This window comes from Poseidonocella sp. HB161398, from assembly GCF_005870025.1.
Classification (GTDB): Bacteria; Pseudomonadota; Alphaproteobacteria; order Rhodobacterales; family Rhodobacteraceae; genus Mangrovicoccus.
This window is the reverse complement of the sequence record NZ_VATA01000104.1, coordinates 1-13717: the sequence shown is the minus strand read 5'-3', so window position 1 is coordinate 13717 and position 13717 is coordinate 1. Positions and strand designations below refer to the sequence as shown.

General features: G+C 57.3%; 9 protein-coding genes and 5 pseudogenes. 4 read left to right on the top strand and 10 right to left on the bottom strand.

Features of this window, described 5'->3' with window-relative positions; genetic code table 11:
• Positions 1-419 (top strand): annotated as a pseudogene (locus FGX59_RS34110) (integrase core domain-containing protein); the annotation flags it as partial.
• A gap of 443 nt (positions 420-862) precedes the next feature.
• Here FGX59_RS34110 and FGX59_RS34105 read toward each other — a convergent pair.
• From FGX59_RS34105 to FGX59_RS34075, 7 genes are all read right to left on the bottom strand, one after another.
• Complete coding sequence (locus tag FGX59_RS34105; RefSeq protein WP_138472836.1) at positions 863-1900, bottom strand: IS110 family transposase; 1038 nt, start codon at positions 1898-1900, stop codon at positions 863-865.
• A 103-nt stretch (positions 1901-2003) separates the two neighbouring features.
• The gene (locus FGX59_RS34100) at positions 2004-3173 is read right to left on the bottom strand and encodes a hypothetical protein (RefSeq protein ID WP_138472834.1); all 1170 of its coding nucleotides are present in this window, start codon (positions 3171-3173) and stop codon (positions 2004-2006) included.
• Between the two features lie 469 nt (positions 3174-3642).
• Positions 3643-4929: a glycosyltransferase gene (locus FGX59_RS34095; RefSeq protein WP_171060970.1), complete on the bottom strand. Its 1287-nt coding sequence runs from the start codon at positions 4927-4929 to the stop codon at positions 3643-3645.
• A 13-nt stretch (positions 4930-4942) separates the two neighbouring features.
• A complete protein-coding gene (locus FGX59_RS34090; protein WP_171060969.1) occupies positions 4943-6418 on the bottom strand; it encodes a glycosyltransferase family 2 protein in 1476 nt (491 codons plus the stop codon).
• A 730-nt stretch (positions 6419-7148) separates the two neighbouring features.
• Positions 7149-7958 (bottom strand): sulfotransferase, encoded by an 810-nt coding sequence (locus FGX59_RS34085; protein ID WP_138472830.1) that lies wholly within the window; start codon positions 7956-7958, stop codon positions 7149-7151.
• 362 nt (positions 7959-8320) lie between these two features.
• Positions 8321-8806: an integrase core domain-containing protein gene (locus FGX59_RS34080; RefSeq protein WP_171060968.1), complete on the bottom strand. Its 486-nt coding sequence runs from the start codon at positions 8804-8806 to the stop codon at positions 8321-8323.
• Positions 8803-9078: a hypothetical protein gene (locus tag FGX59_RS34075; RefSeq protein WP_171060967.1), complete on the bottom strand. Its 276-nt coding sequence runs from the start codon at positions 9076-9078 to the stop codon at positions 8803-8805. Before FGX59_RS34075 ends, FGX59_RS34080 begins: the two co-directional genes overlap by 4 nt.
• Positions 9079-9387: 309 nt before the next feature.
• On the opposite strand from FGX59_RS34075, the gene FGX59_RS34070 reads away from it, so the two are divergent.
• From FGX59_RS34070 to FGX59_RS34060, 3 genes and pseudogenes are all read left to right on the top strand, one after another.
• On the top strand, positions 9388-9822 hold the full coding sequence (locus FGX59_RS34070; protein WP_138472824.1) for a transposase: 435 nt from the start codon (positions 9388-9390) through the stop codon (positions 9820-9822).
• A 94-nt stretch (positions 9823-9916) separates the two neighbouring features.
• Positions 9917-10210: pseudogene (gene tnpB / locus FGX59_RS34065) on the top strand (IS66 family insertion sequence element accessory protein TnpB); the annotation flags it as partial.
• A 68-nt stretch (positions 10211-10278) separates the two neighbouring features.
• A pseudogene (locus tag FGX59_RS34060) lies at positions 10279-10727 on the top strand (transposase); the annotation flags it as partial.
• Positions 10728-10762: 35 nt separating this feature from the next.
• Here the strand turns inward: FGX59_RS34060 and FGX59_RS34055 are convergent.
• From FGX59_RS34055 to FGX59_RS34045, 3 genes and pseudogenes are all read right to left on the bottom strand, one after another.
• Positions 10763-11452 (bottom strand): annotated as a pseudogene (locus FGX59_RS34055) (IS3 family transposase); the annotation flags it as partial.
• Positions 11453-11526: 74 nt separating this feature from the next.
• Positions 11527-13173, bottom strand: coding sequence for an IS1634 family transposase (locus FGX59_RS34050; protein WP_138472820.1), 1647 nt, complete (start codon positions 13171-13173; stop codon positions 11527-11529).
• Positions 13174-13343: 170 nt separating this feature from the next.
• Positions 13344-13567: pseudogene (locus FGX59_RS34045) on the bottom strand (IS3 family transposase); the annotation flags it as partial.
• Positions 13568-13717: the final 150 nt, after the last annotated feature.

Here is a 13717-nt window from a genome sequence, read left to right as displayed (position 1 = left end):
GGCAATGCCCTGCCGGGCAGCGCATGAAAGGCGCGACCATGAAGGCGACGATGGACCGGCTCGGCATCACCGCTTCCTTCAGCAGGCCCCGAGTATCAAATGACAACCCTTTCTCAGAGGCGCTGTTCCGGACATGCAAGTACCGCCCGGGCTGGCCGACACGCGGCTTCGCCAGCATCGGGGCGGCTCGGGATTGGGTGCAGGCATTCGTCGGCTGGTACAATCGCGAGCACCGCCATAGCGCGATCCGCTTCGTCACACCCGAGCAGCGTCACCGCGGCGAGGAGCGTGCTCTCCTGGAAAAGCGCCGCCAAGTCTACGAACTGGCCCGGGCGGCGCGGCCGGAACGCTGGTCAGGCAGCACGCGCTGCTGGGCGCCGATCGGCTCCGTCTGGCTGAACCCGGAACGGCCTGACGAGATGCCGAGAGGCCAAGGGGCCGCCGGCGCGCTCCTCAGGGAAGCAGTCGGCGGCGGCCCCTTGGCCGGGCCGGGAGACTGCGCAGCCTGAAAATAGACACCGGTGACAACAACCTTGAAAACCACCGGCCTCCCATCAAGGATTGTTGCGATCCCACCTTGGCACAGTGATGCCGTCGGGGGGCGGTTACAACATGTGTGGGTAGCCCCGGTTTCAGCGGGCGCACGCCTCGGCTGGCATCATGCGATCGAAGGCGTCCATGAGTCAGGCCTTTTCCGGGAGCACGTCCCCCTGGCCGGTATGGGATCCGCGGGTCAGGTTCAAAACATCAAGCCGAGCTCGAAGCTCATCATGTAACGCTGATTTCCCAACCCCGATCTTTCCGATCGATATCATACTCGCTTCAGCTTCTCCCGCATTTTCGAGGCAGTGCCCTGGCCGCGTCAACCCGCCAGCTGCGGACCACCCCGAAACTCTTCATCCTTCGTCATGATCGCCCACAGCATGCGGGCCATCTTGTTGGCCAGCGCGATCGCCGCCAGCATCCGCGGCTTGCGCGCAAGGATGCGGCCGAGCCACGAACTCTCGGCAGGCGGCCGCACCTTGGTGCCGGAAATCACCGCCATCGCACCGGTGATCAGCAGGCGCCGGATGTCTCTCTGCCCGGACTTGCTGGTTCGGCCCAGCCTTTGCTTTCCGCCGCTCGAATGCTGTCTCGGCACCAGCCCGAGCCATGCCGAGAAATCGCGGCCGCGCCCGAAGGCTTCCATCGGCGGGGCGAAGGCGGCAATTGCCATCGCAGTCACCGGCCCGATCCCCGGCATCTTCTGGAGCCGGGCAGAAAGCGGCGTTCGCCTGCTTGCCGCCTGTATCTGCGCGTCGAGGTCCGAGATCCGCTTGGACAGGCCGTCGATCTGCTCGAGGCAGAGCTGCGACATGGCCCGAACCGAGGCGGGCAGGCTCTCCGAAGCGTCCTCCGTCTCCAGAGCGAGCCGCAGCTTGGCGATGTTCTCCCGGCCCTTGCCTGCAACGATCCCGAATTCCGACAGATGCCCCCGCAGGCTGTTGATCGTCTGGGTTCGTTGCCCGACCAACATGTCTCTCAGCCTGAAGATCATGCCAAGCCCCTGCTGTTCGGGCGTCTTGATCTCGACGAAGCGCATGGTCGGACGACAGGCCGCTTCGGCAATCGCCTCGGCATCGGCCATATCGTTCTTCTGGGTCTTCACGAATGGTTTCACGAACTTCGGCGAAATCAGGCAGACATCATGGCCAAGTGCCGACAGCAGCCTCGCCCAATGATGCGCCGTCCCGCAGGCTTCCATTGCGACCCGGCATCGCGGCTGGGCCTTCATGAATTCCTCGAACTGCCTGCGCGACAGCTTCTTGCGGAAGACCACTTCGCCAGTCCCGGTTGCCCCGTGCAGCTGGAACACGCTCTTCGCCAGGTCCACGCCGATGATGGAGACGTCCTTCTTCATCCAAACCTCCTGATCCTATCCGGATCACCGTGGCACAAGTGCCGTCAGGAGGGGCTACCCAACCCATCATCAATGCCGATACATCCAACCACGTTCCATTGATCTATTTTTTCGAACTGCGATTTTTTTTCTGCGGATGAGATTTCTCTGCGATCTTTAGCAACGCAATAGCGTCATCTTTTCCCAGCTCACCGCCGGACTCGCATTTTCTGGCGATTTCCGTTAATAATTTCGAATCCTCGATCGTAATTAGTCTATTTGAAGTACCCTCAACCAGACGGAAGACAGTTTCTTCGACAACCTTGGCAACATCTTGAATGTTAAGACGTTCTTCCCTTTCCTTGTTAACCGCGGGGGCGCGGAATTCATATTCCATTCCCAGGGAACGGAATAGCTTTTCATTGCTTGCGCAAAACCTATGGCTCATAGTTAGCGAATGGTTGTCGGAGATCTCACCTTGATCCAATTCTGGGGTTTTGTTCAGAATTGATTTGTAGAGGAGATTTAGCCCAAAGAATCCAGACTCGCCGAACCTGGGCAATGCACGATTTACTGCAATCATAGCATGAGCTAAGAGAAGTCTAACGCTCTCGTTGGCACTTTCAACGTTAAAATCTAAAGCCCCCAAGTCGAAACCTGGATGAACAACACTCATTACATCTTTCCTGATGTCTTGATCTGGAAACGCATTTCGATCATAGACTCGAAATTCCATCCCGGCCGTAGGAAAATTATTCTTCCAGCGACGATACAGGCTCAAGTAGTTATAGTATTCACTTCGATCGTCCAGATCCTTCTGAAAGTCAGAGAATACTTCTATAACATCCGATTTCACCCCAGTCGAATACAAAGATTTCCGTACGTCCCATTGGGGGCGAAGGTAACAGAGAACTGAAATTTCTGAAAACCGCGACTCAAGAAAACGGAACAGTTCCGCAATGTCTTCATTTTCGATCAGCCTGCTGTGAAAAAACTCTGAAGTCACAACGCACGTATGATGACTCCTTTTGGCCACTTCTATTTCATCCGAGAAGGCATCAAGAAATCCATCGAAGTAGATTTCTTTTTCTTTTTGAGACTTTATTCCCTTTAGGAGCCAATCGTTATCCGGCGCCTTTCTAAAGTAAGTCACCAAATCTCGGTTGTTTGGTTGTCCTATTTTATCGCTGAGAAAGATGCCGTGCTTGCTTAAACTTGTGGAGTTAGCGTAGAGCCATTTTTGAATTAATGTGGTGCCGGTTTTTTCCGTTCCAATATGGAGTATTAGCTTCATAACGGCGCTTTCCGTATACTGGTTCGATAAGTTTTTCGAAACAGATATTTTCTGGAATCGAAAACGCATCCTTTGGGTGGTTCTCACCCGTTTTCACAAGGCAGACAACTAGCACGTCATCGTATCTAGATTTCCTCCTGCGTCACCTTCTAGCGTCAAGAATCGCGCTCCCTGCTCAAGTTGAGAATAAATTCTTTAGAAATTAATCTCAACTTATGACAGTACCTGAAAGCTGCTGCGAGTAACCTGGTGTAGAGACGCACCCTCTCCAGAACCAAGAATGGTAAGTCTCGCCTTGACCGTGTTCAAAGAGAAGCTCGCTTTAGTTTCGATGACATCGAAGCACCTGAGGTAAGATAGAATACTCACCAGAGCAGCCTTCCGTGAGTAAATGAACGTGACAATTATCTCGCAGGCACAATGTTCATTGAACATTGACGTGCCATGCGATGCGATAATTATTGAGCCCTTATTTACTTTCCACAAGTTGGTCAGCTTGCCCGGCGGTTCGCCGAATTCCCTTTACAACCTGAAGGTGCTGCTTCCACGCGATGTCTAGAGTGACCTCGTCCTTCATCTTGTCGACAAGAGTGCGCCAAAGGTCAAAGTTTCCAATGCAGTTCTTTAGAATCGACGACAACTGCAGATCGGAGCCTGGCAAGAAGGAAAATCCATTCGTCCCATCTTTTATGCGCTCGGAAAGCCCGCCAGCACGCGAAGCAATTACAGGCCGCTTCGCATCCCAAGCCTCAGAAACTACCAATCCAAAAGTCTCTGGCCACACGGATGGTACAACAACCCAATCGACCGTCGACATAAGATCAAATACATTGTTTCGAGAGTATGACCCAACCTCCGTGATCTTGAGATTTTCTGTATTCCCCGAAAGGATGTGGTCAATTCGACCAATGTAATCGGCACTGGCATATTGTTTGTTTCCACCGAAAATCTTGATCTCCACAGGTGTCTCCTGTGAAACAAGCGCGGCGGCTTTAAGAAGAACATCAATCCCTTTGGCATCAACGAATTGACCGAAGAAACCAAACACATTGAGATCATTGCTGTGTGTTGGTTGCCACCCTTTCGGCCGGCTCGGTTGATGCCCGTTATGAATGACCGTTATCTTCTCCGCGTCGATACCCCATTCGACAAAGCGGCTCTTCAGGTATTCAGAGGGCGATACGAAATGATCGACAAATCGAAATGCTCTCTGAAATGTGCGACGGCGAAGATAAAAATCATCCGAAGAAATTCCAGGGAAGCACTTGTTACACTGGTCAGGGGAGCTATCAAGACAAATGCTGCTTTCTCCATATCGGAAGAGCTGTCCTCTTGAATGACAGATTGCCATGTACTCATGAAGTGTATAGATAATTTTTACATTCGGCAAAACTTTCCGCGCAAGTTCGATGAACTCAAGTCCAACCCACAGCGAATGGTGAAAGTGTATCACGTCGGGCTTCTGATCTAAGAGAAACCTTGTCAGCGCCTTATTGCGCCTTTTATCGTAAACGACGTGATAGAAATCGTCGAATCTCTGACCAGCCATAATGAATTCATTAGGACTGTCGGGCAGGCTGGTAATTGAAGCGCCCACCTTACCGTATTGCGGAAACATGTTTCCGTCGATGCACGCAAGAAGGACAGCATCAACGCCTGGAGTTTTTGCTGCGGTGTCATGCAGATCTTTTGCTACATATTGAGCTCCACCACGCAAGACACGCGGGTGGTACAGTGCAACGGTCAGGTATTTCATGTTCGGAGCCATTTCAGATCAGAGTAAGATCGGTTTCCGCGTCAACAACGAGTTTGTCGTTGCAATATCGTTGGGTATAGTGTGCTCTGTTTAACCACATGAAACTTCTTACTGCAGGGGCCATTTCCTTTCCCACACCCTCCATATGGAGCCAACGAGATGTGCTATCTAGCACAATGTCGTATCCACCATTTAGAAGTTGAAGGCAGAAATCTGCATCCTCATAGTACGCGAAGATGTAATCTTCTGGGAGGCCGCCGACTTTTTGAAATACCGAATTCCGTATTTTCCACAGTGCAGCCGAAACCAATATTTTCCTATCATGCACGGCCTGAAGGACTGCAGATGTATCTAAGTCATCAATGTGATGACTTAGTCCTTTACCAAAGTGCTCGACGCGCAAGACTTCATTCCGATAGCCAGACGCCGCATCGATTACTACGTCTGACGTAGTATACATCCCGGAATGCATTAACAAACCGTCTCCATAGTAGAGGAGGGCACCATGTAGTGCGTTGCCAGGGTCCTTCGCAAAGAAATTTTTAGCAGTTGATCCATCGTCATGTTCGTGCGGGAAAATATCTGGGTTCATGAATACCAAAATTTCACCTCTCGCTTTGGAGGCGCCAAAATTGTTCCCTGCAGAGAACCCAGAATTACCGGAGCAAAGCCAAACTGACAGGTCAATAGGGTGAATTTGGCAAAACGCACCCAATTGCTCAATGAGCATGTCAGCCCCTTGAAGATCATTTCCCACCACGATGACTTCTGTGCCGGTTTCAATCAACTCCTTTGCAAGTGCCGAGAGCTGAATCAGCAGCATGTCAGCACGACGGTAAATCGTAATAATGACACTTTGCTTTGCTTTTTCCATCTTCTGATGCGAAAATGCATTTAAGAAGGTCATCTTATCCAAGACTCGACGCCAAACGCCCGCGAATGCGGGATATAGTCCCTGAGCTTGAGGCAAAGTTGACCCGATCGGTCGATCGGCCAAAACCGCACATGCGCCGAGGGCCTCATTGAGAAACTTGCTTGGTGATTTCAACCGTAGCGCATTTTCTTGATATACAAGATATCCCCCCACATATACCCGCAGCTTTGAGTGGGGAATGACGCTTTGAGCCTTCGCAACACAAATGAAGCCGGAGGGGCATTCGGTATCCCCAATAACTTCCGCCACATCAGAACGATGGTACCAATAGAACTCGGGCTCGCCAAGTTCATGGCGCATGTAGCCTATTTCGATGGATACCCGGAAATTGTCTATTACCCGCCTATCTGCCCAGCCGGCAAGGTATACATCACCTTGATCTGACAACATGACCGCTTCAAGCCTCATGAAATCACCGAATTGCATTCCGCGCATTTCGCTTCGGCCGTGGCGATTGAAATGAGAATGCAGGTCTTCGGAGCTATCGCGACCAAAATGTTCGGCCACGTCTGGATTCTCGTCGGCATAGACTAGATGTTGGAAGGTACTGGTCATTCTCGCGGGCACTTTCGATAAGGTACATGGGGCACCGCATCCGAGCTGCAGCGTATTGTGAAGCGCATCCCGCATTCTCGCGCTGCACAGCGCCTGCTCATCAAGACATGTCCACATAAGATCATGGGAAAGCCTTGGCACCCACCAATTTCACTGCGCAGAGTGCGGAACACTGCGATTCGTTAGCTGAACACGTTACAAACGTGCAAGCTATTTCTAAATATCAGTTCATCTTAAAAAAACACAGCGCAAAATCGACGCACTTGAGGTGCAGCTCTGGCAAACTGGGCCCGGTTGTTCTCAGTGGAGAATTCTCCACCTTATGCTGTAATTGATTATAAATTGAGGGCAATAAAGGGCTCGACAGCAAACACTTCCCCCGCCAGTGGCGGGTAGTTGGATTACTTCGGAGCCGGGCAGCCCACGCAAGTCTCTTCAACAGAAGTCAAATAGGTTTATATGGCTTGGCGCTCGTTGGGGCTTCAAGCGCTATGCTCCCGTTTGACATTTTCCACGTTGAGCCTTGACTAAATAATGGTTGAAGCGCTTGTTGCTCGAAGTGCTTTGGATGTAAACCTTATGGTGGCAGTGCCGCGGCGGATTCGCGTACGCTTATCTCCGAGTGGCGTGCAATAATTAGTGCATGGCTACATGAGAGCGATTAATTTTTCTCTTCTCTTAAATGCCTCCGCCTTAAAACAGATCCAGAATCAATTTTTTACGTACCCACTCACAACCCTTGTTCAACTTTATTCTCCACAGACAGTTCGTTTTGCTCCCAGTACTCCTCAAATCCGTATCCAAGGCGCTTCCCGACAGGTCCGCATATCCGAATGAATGCGTCCTTTTCGTCATCAGTCCAAGTCATCTCGCTGAGCTTGAGGTATTTTGTCAGATCCCGCTTTGCGTGCGATTGCGGGCGCTGGCTACGGAGGTACTCCGCCATCTTTGTGATCTCGACATCATCCAGTTGGAGATATTCTCCGATATCTTTGGATATCCTGCCCGGGTCGTTTGAGAGATCATAGAAGTCGAAGTCAAAGAAATTCCCACTTAGCTGATCCCTGACTTCAAGCCATTTAAGGTTGCAGTGCGCCCACTCTTGGCAATGTTGCTCCAAGGTCCTGTCGGGAAACTTCTTAACTTTTGATTGCACGTTGTCCACGTGGCGCCTAGCGCAATGCAAGAACTTCGGACTTTCATGGAACTCGTTCAACAACGGCGATAGCCTAATGGGGACAATCGTAGGAGTCTTGTCCATAACGCAAGCACTCCCCAGCTCGCCTTGGAGATAGCGTTCATATCCATGAACAATGCAACGCAAAAGGACGTTTTTTTTCAGATTGTGCAGGCCATTTCCTGGCACGCCAGCGCCAAGACCTTTTTCCTTATGCCGAGCGACATCCGAAAAAATATCCTCCAGAATCGGTACGAGATGGCCCTCTCCAAAGCCGACGTACTTCGTTTCGGCGAGCGCGTTCCGTAGGGCCGATGTGCCTGAGCGCGTAGAGCCCAAGATGTACGTAACTGAGATTACCATACAAGGCTTCCTTGATCTGTAGTGTTAGCCAACTAAAATCATCCTTGGACGTGAGTTGCAATGGAATTATTGTAACCTAGACTGTACCGCGCTTGGGTGTGTGAAGGAAGATTCTGAATCTGAAATTATTGATAAATTCAGGTGTCTCATCGTTCTGGACGGAAGAGCTGCGGCGGAAACGGAGTGGGGAGGCATCGCCTTGGGTGCAATGAAATTTGCATCTTAATGTGGGCTGCACATTTCGCCGGATCATCGTGAAGCTACATCAAGAAATGCGTGACACAGCCGATGCGCAGGCGATCGCAATTGCGGGGAGCTCCGAGATCGGTGGTTTTCAATGGGGTTGTCTCCGGTGTCTGTTTTCAGGCTCCGCATTCTCTTGACCCGGCCATGGGGCCGCCGCCAACTGCTTCCCTTGGGAGCGCGTCGGCGGCCCCATGGCCTCGCGGCATCTCGTCGGGCCGTTCCGGGTTGGGCCAGACGGCGCCGATCGGCGCCCAGCAGCGCGTGCTGCCTGACCAGCGTTCCGGCCGCGCCGCCCAGGCCAGCTCGTAGACCTGGCGGCGCCGTTCAAGGAGAGCCCCCTCCTCGCCGCGGTGGCGCTGCTCGGGCGTCACGAAACGGATCGCGCTATGGCGGTGCTCGCGATTGTACCAGGCGACAAATCTCTGGACCCAGGTCCGCGCGGCCCCGATGCTGGCGAAGCCGCGCGGCGGCCAGCCCGGGCGGTACTTGCAGGTCCGGAACAGCGCCTCGGAGAAGGCATTGTCATTGCTCACCCGCGGGCGCCTGAAAGAGGCGGTGATGCCGAGCCGGTCCATCGTCACCTTCATGGTCGCGCCTTTCATCGGACTTCCGCATGCAAAACTAGCGGGCTGGTGACGCATTTCTCGGCCCAGACAGCGCGCTCGAGCAGCGCGGCCGCATTCTCCGCGGTCTCGCGCTCATGGACCTCCCAGCCGGTGATCTTGCGGCTCCAGATGTCGGTGATGATATAGAGGTAGAAGAACTTGCCCGCGACCGGCCCCGGCAGCCACGGGGCTCCGCCCGTCCGATCCTCAAATCCTCCCCCGGAGGATTTGCCGCTGGCGCGGACCGGATCGAACTCCCACGTCCACACCTGGCAAGGCCCGTTGGCCTCGAAGCTTGCGGGCGGCTTCCGTCGTGTCGGCGCCCGGGCGCGGCCCCGCCGATGGTTCCGGCCGTGCTCGCGCAAACCCTGTAAAAGCTGGATTCCGAAGCGATGTAGTTGCCCTCGTCAGCCAGCTTGGGCACGATCTGGCTCGGCGGCAGGCTGGCGAACTTGGGCAGGGCGCAGATGGCAATGATGCGGGCGCGCTCTTCTTCGCTCGTAAGCGACCGCCCATCACCCTCGTTGTTTGACGCGTTGTGACGTCCGAGATGACGCCCGTAACTTAGGGGGCGCCAGATGGATAGCGATGCACAAACTTACGTAAATTCTCACAGTCGCGACAAAGGATATGCCGGGCGTATCGATGTCGTTACGGGTCCGAGCGGCCGCCGACGCTGGCCGGAGCACGTGAAGGCCGAGATGGTGCTGGAGACCTATCGCGACGGCGTCTCGGTGGCGGATGTCGCGCGGCGCAACGGGGTCTCCGCGCCGCAGCTGCATGCCTGGCGGCGCGCCGCGCGGGACGGGCTGCTGCCGATGCCAGAGGAAGACGTACTGGGCCTGGTGCCAGTGCTCGTCGCAGGCGATGGCGGCGGCCGCGGCGGCGCTGGCGACCAGGATTGCGGCGCGGCCATCGAGATCAGGCTGCAGGACATCCGGATCCTCGTGCCCGGCACGTTCGATCCCGACCATCTCGCCAGGGTGATCGCCGCGGTGCGGGCCGCGACGTGATCCTGCCGGGCGGGCGCTACCGCGTCTATCTCGCCACGCACCCTGTCATTCGGCATCGACCTCGAACCGGTGGCGGCATGATGCCTCATTCAGGAAGGGGCACGCGGGGCTGTCGCTGATCGTGCAATCCGTGCTCGGGCATGATCCTTTCGGCGGCGCCGTGTTCATCTTCCGCTCGAAGCGTGGCGACCAGATGAAATGCCTGGTCTGGGACGGCAGCGGGCTGGTGCTGGTCTACAAGAAGCTCGAGGGCTCGGCCTTCCGCTGGCCGAAGCCCGCGGACGGGGTGATCCGGCTGTCCCCGGCGCAGTTCTCCGATCTGGTGGAAGGGCTCGACTGGACAGCCGTGTTGCCCAAACGGCGGAAGCGGCCGCGCCTGGCGGGATAGCCGCGGCAGGATGACTCTGGCCGCGCTTTCGGGCGGCGCGCCCGGCGCCGCTCCAGTAGAAGCGGCCCATGGCATCCGAAGGGGCGATCAGCGCGGCCCATGTGGCCGATCTCGAGCGGCGGCTTGCCGAGGCCGAAGCTGCGCGGACCCTGGCCGAGACCCTTCTGGCCAGGGCCGAGGAGGCCCGCGCGCGGCTGGAACGGATGATAGCGCAGGCGCGGCGCGACAAGTTTGGCGCCAAGTCCGAGAAGCTCGACCCAGACCAGCAGAACCTGCCCTTCGAGGATCTGGAAGTGGCCGAGGGCATGCTCGCGGCGGCCACCGAGGCTGCGGAAAAGTCGCTCGGCAAGCGCAGGAAGCCGACGAAGGGCAAAGCCCGCAAGTTGCCAGCGGCTGCGCCACCGGTCCGAGCACCGCTGGCGACGGCAACCTGCCGGAACACCTCGAGCGGATCGAGCAGATCATCGAGCCCGACAGCATCCTGTGCCCCTGCGGCTGCGGCGAGATGGTGGAGGTCGTGAACTGACCCCAGCGAGTGGTCCGGGTTTAATGCTAATGCATGGTCGGCCTTCGATCTACTGGAATGAAGACCTCGGGCGCCGGCGCCCGATATCCGAGGGCACTATGCGGCCGGTCCATGTTGTAGTGTTTTCGCCATCTTTCGATGAGGATTTGCGCCTCCCTCAACGAGTAGAAGACCTCGCCATTCAGCAGCTCGTCCCGGAAGCGCGCATTGAAGCTCTCGCAATAGCCGTTCTCCCAAGGTGACCCCGGCTCGATGCAGGCGGTCTTTGACCCCGCCAGCCCGATCCAGTCGCGGACCTTCTGCGCGATGAACTCTGGGCCGTTGTCGGACCGGATGAACCGTGGCGGGCCGCGCTGGATGAAGAGGTCCGTCAGCGCGTCCACGACATCGGTGGAGTTCAGTCGCCTGTCGACGCGGATCATCAGCGCCTCCCGTGTCTACTCATCGAGGATGTTGAGCGTCCGGCAGGCGCGGCCATCACTGGTCCGGTCCTGCACGAAGTCGCAGGACCAGACGTGGTTGGGCTGCTCGGGCTTCAGTCGCACGCAGGAGCCGTCGTTCAGCCAGAGCCGGCCGCGTTTCTTCTGCTTGTGCGGGACCTTGAGCCCTTCGCGCCGCCAAATGCGCGCCACCCGCTTGTGGTTGACCTGCCAGCCCGCCCGGCGCAGCAGCGCGGCGACCCGGCGGTAGCCGTAGCGGCCATGCTCCCGGGCCACCCAACTTCGACGTCAAAATCGATAAGCGCTTGATATTGCTCGCAACACATGCGAGTTCTGCCACAACGGGACGGTCAGTCGGGCTTCGGGAGCCCCAGGGCGTCAAATAGATCGAGCTGTTCGGGCATGCTCCTCGATAGGCCTGTGAAGGTCTGGTCGCCGATATGCGTCGTGTGCTTCTGGATGCGCGCAAGCAGGTCGAGCGCGGTGCGCGGGCTGGCGGAATGGCCCTTTGCCTTCAGCCGCATCCGCATGACGCGGTAGAGGACGAGCGCCAGGAAGCAGATGAGGGCGTGCGCCCGGATGCGGTCCGGAAGGCGGTGGTGGACGGGGGCGATCTCGATGTCGGATTTCAGGACGCGGAACCCGCGCTCGATATACGCCAATGACTTGTAGCGTGCGACAGCCTCGGCGGGCGTGTTGCCGGCCACGTTCGTGAGCAGCGCCAGCTTGCCGTCGAAGAGCTCGGCGCGGGCAATGGCCGCCTCGTCGACGGTCCAGCTGAACAGGTCGGCTTGCAGGTCGGGCTTGATGAAGCGGGTAAGCTCGGCTTCAGCGACGGCACGGGTGAAGCGGCTGTACGATCCCCGGTCCGAGGCGCGGCGGCCGCGGGCCGTTTCGCCAGCGTCTTGCCCGTCGAGCTTGCCAGCCAGACGGTCGCCCATTTCCTCAAGCTCGCGGATGCGCGCGCGGCGGCGGTCCGACTGCTCTGCCGCGCGCAGCGGGTCATGGGCGATGATCAGCCGGTGCCCGGCGAAGGTGCTTTCGGCAAGGCCATCAGCGTCGAAGGCAAGCGACTGGAATGTTTCGGCCAACTCGGCGTAGCGGCGCGCCGGAACGGCCAGGATGAATTCCAACTTTCGGCCGTCTCGATCAGCCAGGGCCGTCAGCTCGCCGATATTGTCCATGCTCAGGAGACCGCGATCGGCCACGAGCACGACCCGCTGGACCGGGAACCGCTTCAGCACGGTTTCCAGCATGCCCTGCAGCGTCTTCGTCTCGGCCATGTTGCCGGGATGGACGGTATGCAGGAGTGGCAGGCCCTCGGCCGTCTGCACGACGCCCAGCACGAACTGCCGGGCAATCCCTCCGGTTTCCTTGTTCATGCCAAAGCCGCGCAGGTCGTCTTCCAGCTTGGCCTCGCCATGGATCCGGACGGTGGTCAGGTCATAGAAAACGACCGCCAGGTCATGGTCGACCAGCGGCCGCATCTGCTTCGCCAGCGCATCCTCGACAACATCGGCATGATCCATCAGCGCATCCATGGCCCGCAGAAGATGCTGATGCGTGACGGTTTCCGGCATGGCGGGCATCGCCACCGTGTCCAGCCAGCGCAGGCAGCCGAGCTTCGAGTCCGGGGCGCAGAGGCGGTTGAAGACCATGGCGCGCACGAGCGCCTCGACATCGGTCTTGCGCCGCCCGTCGCGCAGGCTGCGCGCCAGCGCCCTGTCGAAGCCGAGCTGCTTCCAGATCTCGTGCAGCGCGAAGACATCGCCATGGGCCCGCGCGCTGTCGAAGATGACTTCCGATGCGGTGTTCCCAGCGCGGCCGAGGGCGCGATTGAGCCCGCTGATCAGCGGATCGAGCTTGCGGGGCGTCAGCTCGTCGATGCGGCCGAGGTTGGCGATGACGCGATGGCGCACCTTTCCGTCCTCGTCGCGGAAGCCCTCGACGAGCTGGAGATAGCGGCGGCCGCCGGACGTGGTGATCTTCGTGTACATGCCGCAACGCTATCACGACCATGAGAATGCCATCAATGGCCTATTAGCTTACGACGTGCCACAACAGGATTTCCGGAAATGGCACCTTTCCGACTGATCAACCCTTTGATTTTCCAAGACCAGCCCGCGCGACCAGGCCAAATTCCGGCTTCCAAGTGTCGAAGTTCGGGGGCCAGCTCGATGACGTCGGCGGTCAGCCGCGCCTCATCTTCCCGGCCCTGGGGCGGCTTGCGCTGCGTGGAGCGATGTTGGCCGGGCACACGGCAAGCGCGGCGCTCGGAGATGCCGAGCGTCTGGCGCACATGCTCCACGCACTTGCGGCGGCGCGAAGGGCTTAGACGTTTCCCTGAGTCGCCTCGGTCAGGATCAGCTTCTCGAGCGTCAGGTCGGACACCCCTAACTTCGACAGCTGGGGGCGGGAAATCGATGGTCCCTGGAGGCCACGGGACGCATTTTCAATAAGTTACAGGGCTGAAATGGCCGAATTCGGCCCAAGCTCCGTAGTTACACGCCGTATTGCATAACCCACTTGGAAAGCGATGGA